General features: G+C 42.4%; 16 protein-coding genes. All 16 read left to right on the top strand.

The window, feature by feature from the left end; all coding sequences use genetic code 11:
• Positions 1-136 precede the first annotated feature (136 nt).
• The 16 genes from sucC (at position 137) to ACYQ3Q_RS13005 (ending at position 19351) form a co-directional block, all read left to right on the top strand.
• Entirely contained in the window at positions 137-1249 is a 1113-nt protein-coding gene (gene sucC, locus ACYQ3Q_RS12930; RefSeq protein ID WP_459928946.1) for an ADP-forming succinate--CoA ligase subunit beta, read from the top strand.
• Positions 1250-1263: 14 nt separating this feature from the next.
• Entirely contained in the window at positions 1264-2133 is an 870-nt protein-coding gene (gene sucD / locus ACYQ3Q_RS12935; protein ID WP_459928947.1) for a succinate--CoA ligase subunit alpha, read from the top strand.
• A gap of 74 nt (positions 2134-2207) precedes the next feature.
• Positions 2208-3755: a UbiD family decarboxylase gene (locus tag ACYQ3Q_RS12940; protein WP_459928948.1), complete on the top strand. Its 1548-nt coding sequence runs from the start codon at positions 2208-2210 to the stop codon at positions 3753-3755.
• Positions 3756-3852: 97 nt separating this feature from the next.
• Positions 3853-5115 carry a CaiB/BaiF CoA transferase family protein gene (locus ACYQ3Q_RS12945; RefSeq protein WP_459928949.1) on the top strand — a complete coding sequence of 421 codons (1263 nt, stop codon included), beginning with the start codon at positions 3853-3855 and terminating at the stop codon, positions 5113-5115.
• Between the two features lie 15 nt (positions 5116-5130).
• Positions 5131-6348 carry a CaiB/BaiF CoA transferase family protein gene (locus tag ACYQ3Q_RS12950; protein WP_459928950.1) on the top strand — a complete coding sequence of 406 codons (1218 nt, stop codon included), beginning with the start codon at positions 5131-5133 and terminating at the stop codon, positions 6346-6348.
• Positions 6349-6480: 132 nt separating this feature from the next.
• Positions 6481-7368 carry a carboxylating nicotinate-nucleotide diphosphorylase gene (gene nadC, locus ACYQ3Q_RS12955; protein WP_459928951.1) on the top strand — a complete coding sequence of 296 codons (888 nt, stop codon included), beginning with the start codon at positions 6481-6483 and terminating at the stop codon, positions 7366-7368.
• Positions 7369-8026: 658 nt separating this feature from the next.
• The gene (locus ACYQ3Q_RS12960) at positions 8027-9046 is read left to right on the top strand and encodes a tripartite tricarboxylate transporter substrate binding protein (protein ID WP_459928952.1); all 1020 of its coding nucleotides are present in this window, start codon (positions 8027-8029) and stop codon (positions 9044-9046) included.
• A 90-nt stretch (positions 9047-9136) separates the two neighbouring features.
• On the top strand, positions 9137-10639 hold the full coding sequence (locus tag ACYQ3Q_RS12965; protein WP_459928953.1) for a tripartite tricarboxylate transporter permease: 1503 nt from the start codon (positions 9137-9139) through the stop codon (positions 10637-10639).
• Positions 10629-11120, top strand: a complete 492-nt coding sequence (locus ACYQ3Q_RS12970) for a tripartite tricarboxylate transporter TctB family protein (RefSeq protein WP_459928954.1) — start codon at positions 10629-10631, stop codon at positions 11118-11120. The genes ACYQ3Q_RS12965 and ACYQ3Q_RS12970 overlap by 11 nt, the downstream gene beginning before the upstream one ends.
• A 122-nt stretch (positions 11121-11242) precedes the next feature.
• Positions 11243-11413 (top strand): hypothetical protein, encoded by a 171-nt coding sequence (locus ACYQ3Q_RS12975; RefSeq protein ID WP_459928955.1) that lies wholly within the window; start codon positions 11243-11245, stop codon positions 11411-11413.
• Between the two features lie 374 nt (positions 11414-11787).
• Positions 11788-12861 (top strand): Bug family tripartite tricarboxylate transporter substrate binding protein, encoded by a 1074-nt coding sequence (locus tag ACYQ3Q_RS12980; protein ID WP_459928956.1) that lies wholly within the window; start codon positions 11788-11790, stop codon positions 12859-12861.
• Positions 12862-12987: 126 nt separating this feature from the next.
• Positions 12988-14463 carry a tripartite tricarboxylate transporter permease gene (locus ACYQ3Q_RS12985; protein ID WP_459928957.1) on the top strand — a complete coding sequence of 492 codons (1476 nt, stop codon included), beginning with the start codon at positions 12988-12990 and terminating at the stop codon, positions 14461-14463.
• Positions 14464-14467: 4 nt separating this feature from the next.
• Positions 14468-14932: a tripartite tricarboxylate transporter TctB family protein gene (locus ACYQ3Q_RS12990; RefSeq protein ID WP_459928958.1), complete on the top strand. Its 465-nt coding sequence runs from the start codon at positions 14468-14470 to the stop codon at positions 14930-14932.
• A gap of 287 nt (positions 14933-15219) precedes the next feature.
• Entirely contained in the window at positions 15220-16290 is a 1071-nt protein-coding gene (locus tag ACYQ3Q_RS12995) for an ornithine cyclodeaminase family protein (RefSeq protein WP_459928959.1), read from the top strand.
• A 58-nt stretch (positions 16291-16348) separates the two neighbouring features.
• Positions 16349-18265 carry a TRAP transporter permease gene (locus ACYQ3Q_RS13000; RefSeq protein WP_459928960.1) on the top strand — a complete coding sequence of 639 codons (1917 nt, stop codon included), beginning with the start codon at positions 16349-16351 and terminating at the stop codon, positions 18263-18265.
• Positions 18266-18325: 60 nt separating this feature from the next.
• Positions 18326-19351, top strand: coding sequence for a TAXI family TRAP transporter solute-binding subunit (locus ACYQ3Q_RS13005; protein WP_459928961.1), 1026 nt, complete (start codon positions 18326-18328; stop codon positions 19349-19351).
• The last annotated feature ends 50 nt before the right edge of the window (positions 19352-19401 follow it).

The raw sequence follows: 19401 nt of genomic DNA on the forward strand, positions 1-19401 counted from the left end.
ATTTAAACCATTTAACAGTAAATTTCGATTGTTAGTCACTTAGAAATGGCAATTGAGCCAATTTAAGATTAACTTGGTATGAAGATTGCACTAGTCTATGTACATTATCAATCTAATTAAGAAAGGGGGGGATGAGTTGAAATTATATGAATACATGGGCAAAGAACTTTTTGCTAGCTTTGGACTTCCAATTCCTAAAGGAAGGGTGGTAACTAACCCAACTGAGGCGGTAAAAGCATTTGAGGAGATAGGAGGTTCTGTAGTAATTAAGGCACAGGTGCTTTCTGGTAAAAGAGGTAAGGCAGGAGGAATAAAGTTCGCTAATCAGGCCGATGAAGCGCAGAAAGCTGCACTGCAACTACTTGGGATGAAAATTCAGGGACTTAGCGTTAAAGAGTTATTGGTAGAAGAGAAATTAACGATCGACAAAGAATTTTACTTAGCAATTACCATCGACACCAAGGAAGGCACGCCTGTCTTGATCGCTTCCGCGGCTGGTGGGATGGATATAGAAGACGTTCCCGACGAAGAAATTATTAAAAGATATTTAGATATCAACCTTGGAATCCAGCCTTATCATATTAGAGAGTGTACCTATCGGATGGGCTTAATAGGAGAGGCTGCTAAGGAATTTGCTAGAGTTTTATCTGCACTATATAGGGTTTTTCGGGAAAAAGATGCAGAGCTAGTGGAAATCAATCCTTTGATACTGAGTGGAAATCGTATTATTGCCGGTGATGCTAAAGTGACTATTGATGACTCAGCTCTCTTTAGACAAAAAGATATACCCAGTGTAGAGGAAAGAACTGACCTAGAGAAACTTGCTCATTTGGCGGGGCTTTCTTATGTAGAACTTGATGGAGATATAGCCATTATGGCCAACGGAGCTGGGATAACGATGGGTACGATAGATGCTATTCAATATCATGGCGGACGGGCCGCTAATTTTCTCGATGCTGGGGGTGGAACTGGCCGGGAAGGCACAGAAAAGGCTCTAGAAATCCTTTTAAATAGCAAACCGAAAGCAATCTTTATAAACATTTTTGGTGGGATTACTCGTTGTGATGATGTTGCTGCGGCATTTGCTCAGGTGAAAAGGGATAAAGGTATTCCGGTGCCCGTTGTCATCCGTTTAGTAGGCACGAATCAGGATGAAGGGTTGAAGATTCTCAGAGAATGTGGGATAGAAGCCTATCAAACGATGAATGAGGCAGCCATAAAGGTTGTAGAACTTGCAAATATGGCCTGAAAGGGGGTGGGAAAATGGCAGTAATTATAGATGAGAATTCTCGGGTCGTAATACAGGGAATTACTGGTCAGCAAGGGATCTTTCACACTAAACGTATGCTAGCATATGGTACAAACATTGTTGCTGGTGTTACCCCCGGCAAAGGCGGGCAGGAAATTGAAGGAGTTCCGATCTATAATACGGTCGCAGAGACCGTTAAAGATTGCGGTGCAAATGTATCGTGCCTCTTTGTTCCGGCGCGTTTGGCTAAAGATGCAGCCTTTGAAGCAATAGATGCTGGGATCAAAGTGGTTGTAGTTATCACAGAACATATACCGGTACAAGATGAGATCGAAATTATTGGGTTTGCTCGTAGGCGGGGTGCAATAATTATTGGTCCTAATACTTTTGGCATTATTTCTCCCGGTAAAAGTAAGGTGGGTATTCCGCCCGATCAATTCTTTTTCCCAGGTCCCATCGGGATTGTGGCTAGAAGTGGCACGTTAACCTATGAAATAGTAGGAAGCCTGACAGCTGCAGGTTATGGACAATCAACCGTTGTAGGTTTGGGTGGTGATAGGGTAGTAGGATTATCTTTCACAGATTTGCTTCGTAGGTTTGAAGAAGATTCACAGACCGAGGCAGTCGTCTTAATTGGAGAAATTGGTGGCAACGCCGAAGAAGAGGCAGCTGTCTACATTAAGCAAATGAGTAAGCCAGTAATCGCCTATATTGCGGGCAAAAATGCACCTCCAGGGAAGAGGATGGGGCATGCTGGTGCAATCATTGAGAGAGGTAAGGGCACTTTTCAGAGTAAATTTGAGGCACTTACAGCGTCAGGAGCATTGATCGCTGAGCTTACCTTTCAAGTACCAGAACTTCTTAAGAAATTAGCTAGTCGTTAAATCGTATTTCCTTTATGGGAAACAAACCAATTGGTTTGTATATATATCAAAACAGAGAAATAGGAGGAACTTTCATGCCAAAGAAAGACATTACCAGTTTAAGAAGTACTTTGGAGTGGCTTAAAAATGAAGAAGGAGAAATTTTGGTTACCGATGTAGAAGTTGATCCCTTTCTAGAAATGACAGGAATTCAAAAGTCCTTTGATGGAGGACCAACTCTCTTATTTGAAAATGTAAAAGGCTATGACAATGCTCGTTTATCCTGTAACTTATTTGCAACTGGTTCAAGACTTGCGAAGATTTTTGATGTCAAAGACTACAGCCAATTGAAATTTAAAATTGCCAAAGGAATCAATAATCCAATCGCCCCAAGAATTGTGGAACAGGACCAAGCACCTTGCCAAGAAGTATGTGTTACAGAAAATATTGACGTATGGCCAATCATTCCAATGATCCAACATACCCCAAGTGACCCAGGTCGTACTCTTGGTGGTGGCAATACCTTGGTTACCGGCAAGTATTTCTGGGGTGGAACTCACATCAGTTATAATAGGATGAATTTCCGCGACAATAAGGATTTCTCCAGCTTCCAGATCTCCCCAGGATCACATACAGATATGGTGGCCACTGAATGGTATCATAAAGGACCCATTCCTATGACGATTAATATGGGTGTTCCTCCAGCTTGTACCTTGATGGCAGGTAGTGGTTTCATGTACGCAATCTTGCCAAGAGGTTGCGATGAGATTGGTGTAGCAGGAGCAGTACAGGGATCAGCGATTGATCTGGTTAAATGTAAGACCATTGATGCTTACTCTATTGCTCAAGCAGAAATTGTTATCGAAGGATTCTTGGATACAACTCAAAAAGTCTGGGAAAGTCCTCTGGCAGAAAAAGACCAAAAACAAGGCATCTACCCCTTCCATCCAGAGTGGTCAGGCTATATGGGTAAGGCTTACCGAACCTATAAATTCCAGGTTACGGCGGTTACCCATCGAAAGGATCGACCGATTTATTATCCACTGGCCGTTCATAGCTATGATGACCACTATATCGATTGTTCAGTTCGTGAGGCAACCTTCTTCGAATTGGCAGAGCGGATTGTACCTGGACTAGTAGTTGATACCCATATCCCTTACGGTATGACTGACTGGGGCGGTTGTATTTTCCAAGTTAAAAAACGCCGCAAACGGGATGAAGGCTGGCAAAAGAATATCCTAGCTGCTGCATGTGCGCTTTCGCAAGGATTGCGTCTGGCCATCGCCGTAGATGAAGATGTGGATATTTACAACATGGAAGATATTATGTGGGCCCTATCTACTCGGGTAGATGCAGATAAAGACATTCAAACGATCGCGGCCGGAGGTATGGGACAGACATTCCAACCAGCTGAGAGAAGTGCAGCGGCACCAGGCGCCGAGTGGGTACGTTCTGAATCAAAATATTCAGGCGCAATTGCCATTGATGCAACAGTACCTTTTGAGTTTAAATGGGCTTATGAGCGAGCTGGCTATCCAGTTGACAGGGTTAAATTGGATAAGTGGTTCAAAGCAGATGATATCAAAAAAGCCTTAGAAAACGTTGATGAATATTCTAAGTTAATGGCTAGTAAGGGAATTTAACCCCTGCTAAATCGTTGGTGCAATAGGAAGCAGGGTTACTCTGCTTCCTAAAAATAAAATGACCTAATATTTTATAAACATGGTTGGGGGTGGTGATATGTCTTCAGTAGAAAAAAGGGGCTTACTAGAAGGATATCGTGTTTTGGACCTGACTAATGAGTTAGGATGGTTAGCAGGGAAGATCATGGGGGACTTAGGAGCGGATGTAATTAAAGTTGAAATGCCTGGTGGTGATCTCGGTCGTAACATTGGGCCTTTCTACCATGATATCCTTGATCCAGATAAGAGCCTTACTTGGTGGGCCTATAACAATAATAAGCGGGGTATAACCCTTGATATTACTAAGGAGACCGGACGATCACTTTTTCGCCGGTTAGCCACTAAAGCTGATTTCATTTTGGAATCCTTTGCTCCAGGATACTTAGCAGAAAATGGACTAGGGTATGCCGAGTTAAGTCAACTTAATTCCGCTTTGATTTTAGTCTCAGTAACGCCATTTGGACAAACTGGTCCCTATAGTGACTACAAAGCTTCGGATCTAGAAATGATGGCAACGAGTGGGCTAATGACACTATTTGGCAGTCCGGATCGTCCGCCCGTTCGTGTAGCTGTTCCCCAATCCTATATGTGGGCAGGTATGAATGCTGCAATGAGTGCGCTAATAGCCAACTATAGCAGAGGGTTAACGGGCAAGGGACAAAAAATCGACGTTTCAGCCCAAGCTAGTTGTCTCTGGGCAGTAACCCCTGCTCAGGCTCATTGGGATTTATTGCAAAGGGACCTAAGTCGAGATGGAGAGTTTATTACTGGTCGAAGTGTTACTGGGGCCAAAATGAGAGCTATTTATAAGTGCAAAGATGGGTATATAAATTTCATCTTGTACGGTGGGTCTGCAGGTAGAGCGACTAATAAGGCTTTAGTAGCCTGGATGCAGGAAGTAGAGATGGCTCCCCAGTTTCTCATTGAAAAGGATTGGGATAAATTCAATATAGCTGTCGTAACACAAGAAGAAATTGACGAAATTGAAATACCGATCGCCGCATTTCTATTAACAAAAACTAAAAGTGACTTCTTTAATAATGCGATCAAACGCAGAATGTTAGGCTATCCGGTCGCTTCAGCACAGGACATCGTGAGCGATCCACAACTCATGGATCGCGGTTTCTGGCAAGTTGTTGAGCATCCGGAATTAGGGGTTACGATTAGTTATCCGGGAGCGTTTGGACAGTTCTCTACGGCCAGTTGTGGTATTAAGAGACGTGCACCATTGATTGGTGAGCATAATCATGAAATTTTTGAAACAGAACTCGGCCTTAGTACTATAGATGTAATTAGGCTTAAAGAGAGCGGGGTTATTTAAGGGGGTGACAATAGTATGAGTAGACATGCTTTAGAAGGTCTCAAGGTAGTGGAATTCGCTGCTTATGCCGCCGGCCCAGTGACTGGAAAGCATTTAGCGGATTTTGGAGCAACAGTAGTGCATATTGAGTCAGGTGGTAGACCGGATGGATTTCGAGTGCAATATCCTCCGTTTGCCGAAAACAAACCTGGTTTGAACCGATCTGGATGCTTTGGAGTTTGTAATAACAACAAATATGGGATAACAATTAATCTTAAGGCTGAAGGTGGGATCGACCTCGCCAAAGAAGTGGTAGCTTGGGCTGATGTGGTGATTGAAAATTTTACACCCGGTACAATGGAAAGACTGGGTTTAGGTTACGAGGAATTGTGCAAAGTTAACGAAAAGCTGATTATGTTCAGTTCCTGCAACCAGGGTCAAGGTGGGCGACATGCCACTCATCCCGGGTTTGGGTCCCAATTAACATCTCTAACCGGTTTTACCAATTTAACCGGATTTCCTGATGGTCCTCTTTCACTTTTATTTGGTCCGTATATTGATTTTATTGGCGTCGGATATGGGGTTATTTCTATTATGGCAGCTTTAGATTATCGTCGTAGGACAGGTCTAGGGCAATATATTGATTTAGCTCAGTATGAAAACGGTCTACAATTTTTGGCGCCAATCATTCTGGAAAATAATATTAATGGACGGGTCTGGGAACGTATGGGAAATCGCCATGAATACGCAGCACCACATGGTGTCTATCCCTGTAAGGGTCATGACAGGTGGTGCGCTCTAAGCGTCTTTACGGATGCAGAGTGGCTGAAACTTCGGGAAGTTATGGATGAACCTGCTTGGGCAGCTGAAAACAAGTTCTCCACAATACTAGACCGTAAAAGAAATGAAGATGAATTAGAGTCTAGAATCGAAGCTTGGACTATAGGGTTTACGCCAGAGGAACTTATGGAAAAATTGCAGGCTGTAGGGGTAAGAGCTGGTGCGGTGAACCGAATCAGGGATATCTACTCTGATCCTCAATACGCGCATCGTCGGATTTGGCAAGGAATTGAACATCCAGAAATGGGTAATTTCCATTATATGGCGCCACCCTTTGAACTGTCTGATACCCCTGCGGTGCTGGATAGGCCTAGTCCGTGCTTGGGAGAACATAATGAGCTGTTCTTTCGAGATATTCTTGGTATGACTGAGGAACGTTATCAGATGGCTATTACAAATGGTTCAATCGCATAAATTATTTCATATTAAGCAAACGGTTTTAAAAAAGAGCATTTTTCTTAATGCTCTTTTTAATATCCGCATCCTTTGGACTCTGAATGATAGGTTTTGTATATTTAAGTAATTACAGAAAATAGGAGGGTGTCAATGTTAGCTTTGTTTCAATTACAGAAGATTATTGATCGAGCTCTCGAAGAGGACCTTGGAACGGGTGACCTCAGTACGGCGATAATACCAGACACTTTAGAAGGAAATGCTATACTTTACTCTAAAGCGGCTGGTGTTGTAGCTGGTATCCAAGTTGCAGAACAAGTATTTCAACGTGTAGATTCGAAGATAAAAGCTAAGGCCCTTATATCAGATGGAGAAAGACTTGTACCTGGTGCGACCGTGTTGGAACTCAGTGGGCCTTTAGTAAGTATTCTTCAAGCGGAGAGGACAGCATTAAACTTTATTCAGCATTTATCTGGGGTAGCAACGGCCACAAGAGATGCTGTGGACCAAATTGACGGTTTGCCAGTTAAGATAACTGATACTAGGAAAACTCTGGCTGGTTTACGGGACTTACAGAAATACGCTGTACGGATTGGTGGTGGCTATAATCATCGTTTCGGCTTATATGATGCGGTTTTGTTAAAGGATAATCACATAGCGGCTATGGGTGGGTTAACGGCCAGTGTAGAGAAAGCTAGAGAAAGAACTAGTCACATGTTTAAGATTCAAGTAGAGTGTGAAAATTTAGCTCAAGTTCAGGAAGCGCTTAATTGTGGCGTAGATCTCATCATGCTCGATAACATGAGTACTGAACAGATGCGGCAGGCGGTTTCCTTGATAAATCATCGGGTGCTTGTTGAAGCCTCAGGAGGATTAAAGATAGGGCACTTGCGTGAAGTAGCTGAAACTGGTGTTGACATTATCTCAATCGGTGCATTAACACATTCCGTAAAGGCTTTAGATTTTAGTTTGGATGTAGGAGGAATTAAGCTTGCCACCCGACTACGCCTGAAAAAAGAGAAAGCTAAGGCATTAGAATAATTTGTTCTATAGGTTCAGCATCCCAGCTTGGATTAGCCAGATCTAAGAAGGAGGCGAGGAAATGTATGTCACAGAACTGCAAAAGGGAATTTACGCCATTATGACTGAAATCGGGGACAGCGGGGGCGACAGCAACTTTGGACTGATTGTAGGCGACACGTAACGGCGATACCGCCAGTGGATGGCTATCCAGGAGCGTCTGGTAAGTCTAGATATCCGTATGACGGTTCCAGGGCATGGGCCAGTGAACAACGGCAAAGGCAATACAGAGATCTTACTACACTATTTCCAAACTTTTCGGGCCCAGATAGCTGAATTGAAGTTATGGATGAACCTACTTGGGAAGAAGAAAGAAAGTTGCTTTCAATTATGAAACTTGATGTTTCGAATTTGTAATTATTTCCAGAGAAATATTGTTAAATATTTTCATGTGTTAGGCTGATAGAACCAAAAATCTGTTCATTAGCTCTTTAATTATGACTATTGAGAGTAAATTGAAAATTCTGGCATATAGATTGCATATTTAAATTATCTATTACTTGGAAAGGAGTTAAATGAGCGATGGCATTCAGGGAGAGATGGTTTATACCATTATAAGGGAATGGATTAAGGAAGCTCGTGAGAAATTGGTTATTTATTACGTTAGGGAGGGATCTGAATGATTAGGGGGAAGAATCACAAGAAGACTATGCTGGTTATTTCACTCATTGCGATCATGCTATTCTCTATGTTGTCAGGCTGTGGAACTACCGCAACAACCCAAACTCCAACTGCAACTGCAGTCGATTATCCTACCAAAGATATTACATTTATAGTACCTGATTCACCAGGTGGAGGGTATGACACCTATTCTCGTTTGCTTGCACAGTATATGCCCAAGTATCTACCAAAGCAGGTCAACATGATTGTAAAAAATGTACCTGGTGGAGGCTATAATATTGGGATCGGCGAAATAAATCGTGCTAAACCAGATGGCTACACCATGGGAATCTTTAATATTCCTGGTAATGTCGTTAATCAAATTATGGGTGCAGAGTTTGATTTAACTAAGATGACCTGGCTTGGCAGTATAACCGATACCACTTATGTAGGTGCTCTTTCCCCTAAGTCGAAGTATAAGAGCCTCAAAGATATGCAGGCTGCTACAGAGGAGGTAAAAGTAGGTGTGGTTGGGCTTTCCTCGACTGCAGGCTTAAGTTCATTGATTGGTTTTAAAGAGATGGGGATAAAGGCCAAATTTATAACCCATGCGGGCAGTTCAGAGGCAATCATGGCAGCAATCCGCGGTGATGTGGACTATGTTCAGTATCCTTATCCATCCCTAAAGAAGTTTATCGTTGATTCTCAACAACTAAACCCATTAATAGTTTTCTCTACAACAAGACATAAAGCTCTTCCCAATGTATCTACAATTAAAGAGCTGGGTTATGAATCCCTAATAGATGTTACTATCGCATATTACCAAGTCGCAGCAACTCCGGGAACACCACCTGAAGTCGCTAAAATCCTGCGGGATGCTTTTCAGAAGGCAGTTAAAGATCCTGAGTTCATGAAAAAAATGGCGGATGCCGGTCAACCGGTTAATCCTAGTACAGATGTTGAAGCAGCTAAGAATATCGAAAATTCGATGAAGACTTTTGTCAAATTTAAAGACCTAATAGCTGCGGCAATGAAATAAGAGCGGATTTGAGCCGGAAAGATGGGCTTTCCGACTCAAATTTTCCTAATTAGTATTCATAATATTCAGGTAGTATTAGGGGGGTTGTTCATGAATGAAATTTTCCAGGGATTAACGGCGTTTTTGGCTTGGCCTAGCCCGTTATTTATGCTCTTGGGGGCCTTGCTCGGGATGCTTTTTGGGTTTATACCTGGTTTGGGAGGGGCACAAGCACTTGCTCTCTTAACTCCTGTCACGTTTGGTATGCCAGACAATGTGGCGATAGCTATGCTAATCGGGGCCATGGGTGCTGTACCCTTTGGTGGTTCAATTAGCGCGATTCTGATTAATACACCAGGAACCCCACAAAATGCAGCAACTACGTTCGATGGTTTCCCGTTGACTAAACAAGGCAGAGCAGGGTATGCCCTAGGGGCTAGTGCCAGCGCCTCAGTCTTGGGCGCCATAGTTGGTGTGCTGGTCTTGGCTGTATTAATTCCTCTTGGCAAGCCGGTTGTTCTAGCCTTTTCCTATCCTGAGTACTTTATGATGGCCTTTATGGGCATTGCTGTCATCGCAGTTGTTTCCCTAGGCTCAATCTGGAAGGGCTTGGCGGCGGGACTCTTAGGCTTGTTACTCACTACAATCGGGTATGATCCAGTGACAGGATCTCTGCGTTACATCTTTGGGTTCGATTATCTTTATGATGGTATTAAAATTGTACCGGCTCTGATTGGCTTGTTTGCAATATCTGAGTCCTTGGATATGATGGTTCAAGGAAAAGAATTGACTAGCGGCGGAAAAATTTCAGGTAATATGAATTCCGGGGTCTGGGAAGGAATCATGTCAGTATTTAAGCATTTTTGGTTATTTATCCGTTGTTCGGTTATCGGGACGATAATCGGTATTATTCCCGGCGTGGGCGGGTCTGTTTCTAATTTCTTAGCCTATGGACATGCTGTCTCAACGACCCGTGATAATCCCCATTTTGGTCAGGGGGATATCAGGGGGGTCATTGCTCCTCAGGCTTCGGACACTGCCAAGGATGGGGGAGCCATGGTTCCTACGATCCTCTTTGGAATCCCTGGTAGCGTTGAAACCGCTGTATTGCTAGGAGCGCTAATCTTACATGGTATACAACCTGGGCCCAAATTACTGTTAGATAATCCTACAATAGTTTACGTCATTATTTTCTCCTTAGTTGCCAGCAACATCATCGCCGGTGTGATCGGTCTGTTGGGCGCAAAATACCTAGCTAAACTGACCTTTCTGCCAGTTAAATTGATTGCTCCTATGATCTTTGCCTTAGGATTAGTAGGTGCTTACGCTACGGAAGGTATTTGGGAAGACGTGGTATTGGCCTTCGTCTTCGGGATTATCGGCTATTTTTTAAACAAATATGGTTTTACGCGCGTACCGATGGTTATCGCCTTGGTTTTAGGTACGATGTTTCAGGAAACCTACCATCAGACGATGGATAGTATGGGATGGCAAGGATTCTTTATGCGACCGATCTCCTTGGTAGTATTCATCATAACCCTTGTAATGCTGATTACCCCTTTTGTAAAGGCTCATCGTCGTAAGAAAAAAGGAGGTATTCAAGGTGAAGCTTAATGGTAAAGGGATATTTGAGCTTGCTTTAGTAGCTTTCTGTGCGTTGTTTTTTATCGTTTCTTTTAGGTATAATCCAAAGGCAAGGCTTGCCCCAGAAATATTTAGTGCTGCCTTGTTTTTACTTGCGAGTCTTCTGTTCTTAGGGGATAATGTTCCCTTTTTTCAAAAACGTTTAAAGTTTATGAATGAAAAAGGCTTTTTCACAGATATACAAAAAAAAGAGGAAGATCTTGCATCTAAAGAAAATAAAGGCACTGTAGTTGTCAATGAAAACGTAAAGTTAATCCGTATTTTATTATGGTTGGTTGGATTTCTAGTTGCACTGCGTTTTGTCACTTATTTAATTGCTGTACCGGTCTGGCTCTTGTTCTTTACCAAAATTGAAGGGGATCGTAAATGGCGTGAATCAGCCTACTTGGCCTTGGGGATGGGGATATTTGACTTTGTACTGTTTGACTTGTTTTTACATGTGACATTTTAAACAGAAGTTTTTATATTTGGCAATATTCTTGGTATTTCTGAGGAACTTCAGAAGCATATCATTTTTTATACGATACTTTTATTATCAATTGGCGGGGGAGTGAGCGTTAGAAGGAGGTGAGGTTGCTCCATTATTTCCAAACCTTTAGGGCCCGGATAGGTGAATTGATTGCCCAGAAAGTTCCTATGGAGGAAGCGGAAAAACACTTGCAGCTGCCGGAATTTGAGAACTGGGAAAAAAAGAACTGGCTACCGATAAGCGTAAAGAAAATTTACAGTGAGCTGGCTGATTAGCCAACTCGACACTCTGGAAAGATCTATTTATTACTTGGTATAGGGCGCAATCTCTTATGTTTTGCGTCCTTTTTTGTTTAACCCCGGACTTTCTTTATTTTAAGGGATTGGAAACTTATGCAGCCAAACTCAGGTAAAAAAGTACAATTAATAGAGCAAGATAAGTAATTGTCTGAAAATTTAGTCAAGTATATAATGTGGGAGAATGCTTCTAAGGTTTAAATTATACTTGTTGAATATCAGAGGAGGGAATGCTTTTTGGGTAGCCATAAGGAGGGTGATAAGTAAATTCTTTTAAAGAAAAAGAGATTTCTGAGTTAGTTTGATCTACTTGAAGATGCTCCTAGCTTTAAGAAAGGAAGTGTTTGATAAACATGTATATATTCAAACGTCCTAAAGTGTTAGCCCTTCTAATAGTAGCACTTTTAATTCTAAGTGTAGCTGGTTGTAGCCAAAAGACTACGGAAAATAGTAATTCTTCTAATAATACTGATAATGCTCAAAATGCGCAACAGGAAGTAGTCAACTTTTACAAGGATAAGGTGGTTAATTTTATTGTTCCTTATACTCCCGGTGGAGGTTATGACGAATATGTCAGGATGATTGCCCCGGCTATGGGGAAACATTTAGGGGCAACAGTTGTCGTTAAAAATGTTCCGGGAGCAGGTAGCTTGGTAGGCACTAATCAATTATATGCGTCTAAGGCTGATGGCCTTACTGTTGGGATTATCAATGGCATGGGAATGGTAATCAACCAACAAATTGGTGCTCAGGGTATTAAATATGACCTTGCTAAAATGGGTTGGTTGGGCCGGATGGCCACAGAGCCTAGACTTTTTATTGCTAGTACCAAATCACCCTATAAAAATTTGGATGAAGTATTGAAATCTGACACCCCATTTAAGCTCTCAATGACAGGGGTAGGGAGCGGTGAATATATTACATGCAAATTGCTTACTGGTATTCTCAATTTCAAGATGGATATGGTAACAGGATATGAAACCTCTGCTGAAGCAGATTTAGCCATGCTTCGAGGTGAGGTGGAAGGAACCCTCGGTTCCTTAAGCAGCAAAATTCAGCTTGTAAAACAAAATGACGCAATTTCCCTCCTACAAATAGGGCTGGAAAGGGATCCCTCATTACCGGATATTCCCGCCTTGGGTGAATTAAAGGTAGCAGCGGATAAGGAAAAACTGGTTAAGACTTTATTAGCCATGTTAGAGACGGGTCGTATGGTAGCTGCTCCATCAGATGTCCCTCTTGACCGTCTTGCTTTCCTCAGAGAAGCCTTTGCTAAAGCCTTAGTAGATCCAGAAGTTGTAGCCACTGCGAAAAAAGGGGACCGACCAATAAGTTACCTTGATGGTCCTAAGACTGAAAAGATGATTAAAGAAGCCGTTCAGCTTCCAGAAGACATCCTAAACCAGATCAAAGAAGCCGTAAAATAGTAACGAATACTTTTTCAATTGAACCGCCACTTATTTTCCACTTACGAGGTGGATCATAGTGGCGGAAATTATAGACCTACATTTCCTCCCTTATTAGATAGAGAAATTATGCAAGGAGGGATTGCTTTGCTCGAAGCTGCACTACAGGGATTATCAAGTGTTTTTCAGATAGGTACTCTAATGTATATGTTAGTAGGAATATGTTTTGGATTATTTATTGGGTTTATCCCCGGTTTAGGCGGCAATTTTGTACTTTCCATTCTGATTCCCTTTGTTATTAAGATGTCGCCGGAGCAAGCGTTAGCTTTCATTCTTGGTGCCCATGCTGTTGTTGCTACTGGTGGCTCCATTTCAGCCGTATTGTTTAATACTCCAGGCTCAGGGCCTAATGCAGCTACAATTTTTGATGGCTTTCCTCTCACCCAGCAAGGTAAAGCAGGGCAGGCTTTGGGTTTAGCGCTCACTTCTTCAGCCTTGGGAGGAGTTTTTGGAGCCTTGGTATTAGTGGCCACCTTACCCATCTTGAGGCAGGTAGTTTTGGCCTTTGGACCACCCGAGTTTTTTATGTTGGCAATGCTTGGTATAGCCTTTATTGCGGTCCTAGGAGGAGCCTCCATTGGCAAGGGTCTTCTAGTAGGAGGAATGGGACTGTTACTATCTTTTGTTGGGTTGGATCCTTCTACAGGGATTATCCGTTTTGGTTTGGGCACCCTCTATCTCTGGGATGGAGTACATTTAGTGCCTGTAGTTATCGGGATGTTTGCAATTGCAGAAATGTTTGAACTGGGGGTTAAAAAAGGTGCACTGGTTCAAGGGGAGGTTAAACAAGCAAAAGGTGATGTGTTAGAAGGAGTTAAACTGACCTTTAAGAATTGGTTTTTAGTATTGCGCTGTTCGGTGATAGGAAGTGTGATTGGCATTATTCCGGGTCTAGGAGGTGATGTAGCCTGTTTCATGGCTTACGGACACGCAGCTCAAACTTCCAAGAATAAGGAGCTTTTCGGTAAAGGTAATATTGAAGGGGTAATCGCTCCAGAGAGTGCTAATAATGCTAAGGAAGGCGGGTCTTTGGTACCAACCTTGGGATTTGGAATTCCCGGTAGTTCTGGCATGGCAATTTTGTTAGGAATTTTCATAATTATCGGGATTCAACCAGGCCCACAAATGCTAACCCAGGATCTTGATATAGTCTTCCTTATGGTATGGACAATTGTTATCGCCAACATTATTGGTGCAGTTATCGGATTATTTGCGGCAAATACTCTAGCTAAACTCACTTTTTTACGTGGTTCTATATTAGTACCCATTATTTTTGTTCTGTCCATTCTCGGAGCTTACACCACTAATACTACCTTCGGAGACGTTATTTTAGTTGCGGTATTTGGTCTTTTGGGTTATGGTATGAAGGTTTTTGGGTATCCTCGGGCGGTTTTAATTATTGGCCTGGTTTTAGGATCAATAGCTGAGAAAAACCTGCATCTTTCACTAAAGCTCTATCATGAGTCATTCATCTTAAGACCTATAACTTTGTTGCTATTATTAGCCATTATTATTACATTAGGATCACCTATCATTAAGAAGTTCCTGAAGAAGAGGGGGTAGAGCGATGTTAGTGCGCATTAAGGGATCAGTAGTTTTTGCCTTCGTGCTCTTTCTGTTTTTCATTGTGTTTGTAGGGCTGGCATTAACCTATAATCCACAAGCCAGGATGGTTCCATTGGTGATAGGTATTCCTTCTCTTATTCTTTCAGCAGGGATGTTATGGAATACCTGGAGTAAGGCTAAAACAAGCCAATTAGTAGAAAAGGAATCAGAAATAAAAAAGGAGTTTAGCAACCGGGATTTATTGATGACTTTTGCCTGGTTTTTTGCCCTCTTAATTATGGTTTATTTGTTTGGGTTTTTGTACGTTATTCCAATTTTCCTCCTTGCTTATCTTCGCCTGTCCGGGAAGGAAAGCTGGGTCCTTACGATTACTATATCTCTTTCTGCTTGTCTGGTAATTTTGATCCTGTTTGTTATGATACTAAAGGTGGATCTATATAAAGGGATTATTATGAATCTATTTTGAAAAAGGGTTCTATATGTTACTTCCCTTGTCAGCCTCGTGTTCTTGCGCATAAGTCCAGGGAGGACTTACGCGCTTGTTTTTGAATTACACTAGAAGCTTGGCATGTTTCGTGTTTTTCCTATTGGAAATTAGGTTTTCAGTCGTACTATTATATAGATGCATATTTGTTAAGTAATCATAATGAATATCCCATTTATATAGCAAGATTGACAATTGTTGTTAAGGAGTACTAGAAGTAAGATTAATATAATATTCAAAATATTTTTAAAGAGAGATGTTTAAAGTATATGCTTGTTTTAAGCAATGAAGAGATCTCAAAAATTTTAGAAATGAAAGATTGTATAAGAATTCTAGAGGAATCATATTTAGATTTAGCTCAGGGAAGGGCGCTATATTCACCTGGAGTCGATAATCTTGCTCCCTGCGGACGAGAGGACGCATATTACGCCTTTAAACATACTGGGGGTACTTGGTCAAACAGAGGTATCCAGGCGCTTCGGATAAAATCAGATATCATTCATCACGAATTAGTTGCTGGAATTCCACGGCGTGTAAAACTTCCGTTAGCTGGAGGACGTTGGGTAGGACTGGTTTTGCTTTTCAGTACAGAGACTGGTGAACTCTTGGCAATGTTCCCAGACGGTGTGACCCAAAGGATGAGGGTGGGTGGGAGTAGCGGACTTGGAGTCAAATATATGGCCCGTCCCGATGCTCGTAAAGTTGCTTTGATCGGATCCGGTTGGCAGGCTGGTTCACAATTAATGGCTGTTTTAGCAGTACGAGCTGTGGAACAAGTGAAGGTCTTCAGTCTACGGAGGGAAAGTCGGGAACAGTTCGCCCAGGAGGCTACTCAAAAGTATGGTATTCCAATTCAGGCGGTTGATACGCCAGAGGAATGCGTAAAGGATGCCGATATAATTTTGGCGGCAACCTCGTCTATGTTGCCAGTTATTAAACCAGAGTGGCTAAAAAAGGGCGTTCATTTAAGTTGCATTAAACCTCAAGAAATTGACAGTCAAGTTTTGGCGAGGTGCGACAGGGTTGTAGTACACATCATAAATAAGGATCAGCACAATGATAATATAATGTTAGGTACCCCCGGCATAATCAAAGAACACGTGAAAGGTTGGTGGATTTTAGAAAAGTCCAAATTGGAGCAGTCTAATAACCTAATGGACCTTGTTGCAAAGAAAGCTTTAGGTCGGGTAGGAGAAGACGAGATCACTTTCTTTTATAACAATGACGGTGTTGGTTTACAGTTTGCAGCAGTGGGTTCCCTTATTCTTGAGAGGGCAAGGCTGTCAGGAATGGGTACCGAATTGCCGCGCGAATGGTTTACTGAGTCAGTTCATCCATAGATAGAAGTCACATCATCATCTGACATAAGTTATTAATACTAGGTTAGGAGAGTGATTTATGCGTTGGTTGAAAGCCGCCTTTGGTTTGTTAAGTGAGGGCAGGCATCGACAGCCTCATGGGGTCTGGAAGCAGATAGCTGCCTCCTTGGCAGTTCTTACTGCAGTTTTCGAAGTAGCATCATTGATGGTAATCAAAGTGAATCCTTACATCCAAGCTGTTATCTTCCTGAGTTTAATGCTTCCAGTGGTTTTTATTTTGCATAGTGCTAGAAAAACCAGTAAAGACCAGCCATCTATTCCAGATATCATTCTAATGGTTTTGTCCGTTGCTGCAGGTATTTATATATTTAGTAAAAGCGAATACTTTCTTACCCGTTGGCCGATGGCGACCCAGTTATCAGTACAGGATCTCTTTTTTGGAGTTGTTCTAGTTATAGTCTCATTTGAAGCCTGTCGACGTACGTTTGGGAAAGGGTTAACGACAGTAGTTTCAATAGCTGTTATCTATGCCTTATTGGGGCATCTTTTGCCCGGGGCCTTTTCCCATTCTAATATGGCTTGGTATCGCTATATTGACCAAATCGCCTATACCATGAACGGTATTATGGGGACACCCTTGCAAGTGGCTGCCACCTATATTTTTGTTTTTGTTACCTTTGGTATTTTTCTCGATGCCTCGGGTGGTGGAGAATTCTTTTTTAAATTGGCTAATGCGGCGGCAGGTAGGTTTGTTGGGGGGCAGGCCAAAGTCACGACCATTGCCTGTGGTTTATATGGAATGATCTCAGGTAGTCCAACTTCCGATACAGTGACAGTAGGTTCATTTGCAATTCCTAACATGAAAAGAGTCGGTTACGATTCGGTTTATGCAGGGGCTGTGACAGCAGTGGCTGCTACTGGGGGAGCCATTATCCCTCCGGTTATGGGGGCGGCAGCATTTCTGATGTCAGAAATCACGGGAATTCCGTATCTTGAGATATGTGTTGCGGCCATCGTTCCTGCGGTATTTTATTATTTAGGGATTTTACTTCAAGTTCATTTTCATACTTTAAAGACCAAACCGCAGATTATTGTTCCAGTAGAGACGAAGTCCTTCCTAGAGGTTCTGAAAGAAAGCTACTATCTATTACCCTTGTTGATCCTCATAGTGATGCTGGTAAAAGGCTATACCCCTGTCTATGCGGGTATAATCGCCATACTTAGTACTGTGCTGGTAAGCTGGACTAAAAAGGAAACTCGTATGGGTCCTCGCAAATTACTTGATACGATCATCAACAGTGGTTACGGGGTTGCTCCTCTTGTTGCAGTTACTGCAGCCGCAGGAATAGTTGTAGGAAGCATCATGGTTACGGGATTGGCAAGTAAGTTTATGGTCCTAATAGGATTTTTATCAGGTGGTTTCATCCCGGCAGCTTTATTAGTTGGCGCAGTAGTTCTAATCATTTTGGGTATGGGTATGCCACTTTCACCAGTGTACATTTTAGGGGCTGTTCTTGTGGCCCCGGTATTTGTGAATCTCGGGTTTCCGCTTCTGTTATCGCATATGTTTGTTGTATATTATGCCTCATTATCAGCTATAACACCACCTGTTGCCGTGGCGGCTTATGCCGCGGGAGGTATAGCCAAAGCTGATCCCTGGGATATCGGATGGCAGGCTTGCCGCTTAGGGATCGTGGCTTATATCGTCCCTTTCAGTTTCATGTTTCAGCCTGCGTTACTTTTACAAGGGAATATCCAAGAAATAATTATGGCACTTGTTACCGTAACGGCTGGAATTATCGCGCTTTCCGCTGGAATAGAAGGATGGTTTCGTCGAGAGATGTCTAAGTGGGAACGAGCTTTGGCTATCCTTGGCGGCTTATTAATGATGCACCCGGCATGGTTGACTACCGGGCTTGGGATGGGGCTTATTTTAATTGGATTTTTAAAGCAGTTTGTTAAGTTGAACACACCCAATATGAAGTTTGGGGGGTGATTTACAACTGCTTAGTTCCAACCATCATTTAGTTTTAAGTAAAGAGGGAGGAATTTTGAGATGAACAAAAAGTTGAGTACTTTGGTGGGTTGTGGATTGATTTCTATGCTACTTTTTGCAAGTGGGTGCGGTGCAAGTGCTCCTGCGGCTAATTCTTCGTCAGCTAGTCCAACTGCAGAAAAGAAAATAGCTCCGGTCAAGGTAACTTTGGCAGGGGGATCGGTAGGTGGTAGTTGGTCAGCAATTGGCGAAGCAATTGGAGAGACGATTCGAAGAGTTGCCCCAGGTTCCTCCTTTGGTTATCAACCTGGGCAAGACGGGGCTAATGCAATTACTGTAATCAGTGGTCAAGCAGAGTTGGGCTTCTTGTTTAGCACTATGGCCAAGGCAGCCTACGAAGGAACTGTTCCTTACCGAGAAAAAATGTCTGATCTTCGGGCAATTGGCACGTTTGGGCCGCTCATTTATCAAACAATAGCTACCGAAAAGTCTGGTATCAAAACTTATGCTGATATGAAAAATAAGCCAGTTGTACTTGTGGTCAACACCAAAGATAGCACGCAAGAAGTTATGACTCGTGCTGTGTTACAAGAACACGGATTCAGTTACGAAGATATCATCAAGAACGGTGGACAAGTTCAATATTTACCCAGTAATGCGGGCTTGGATTTAATGAAAAATGGGCGTGCTGATGTACGAATCGGGATGCAAGTTGCTCCTGAAGCCAAGGTTGCGGAAACTGCTACTACTTCTAAATTAGTTATGGTTCAGGCTGATGCTGAAGCAATTAACAGACTTATCGCTAAGTACCCAGTTAATCCAGTCACAATCCTCAAAAACGCTTACACCTTCCAGACCGCTGATAATCCGACCTTCGAGGTTCCACTCACAGTAGTGGCCAGTAAGAATCTTTCTGATGATATTGCTTACACGGTAGCCAAAGCGATTGTCGAAGAGTTTGATTATCTGAAATCAGTGGTTCCAGCCCAGTTAGATAAAGATACAGCAGAGAGTTTAACTAAAAACGGTATTCCGCTACATCCAGGGGCGGAAAAGTATTATAAAGAAAAAGGATTATTGAAGTAAGGATAAGGTTTAGTTCTCGTGAAGAGATACGCATAGTATTAAGTATTAAG

It is taken from the genome of Desulfosporosinus burensis (assembly GCF_054657535.1).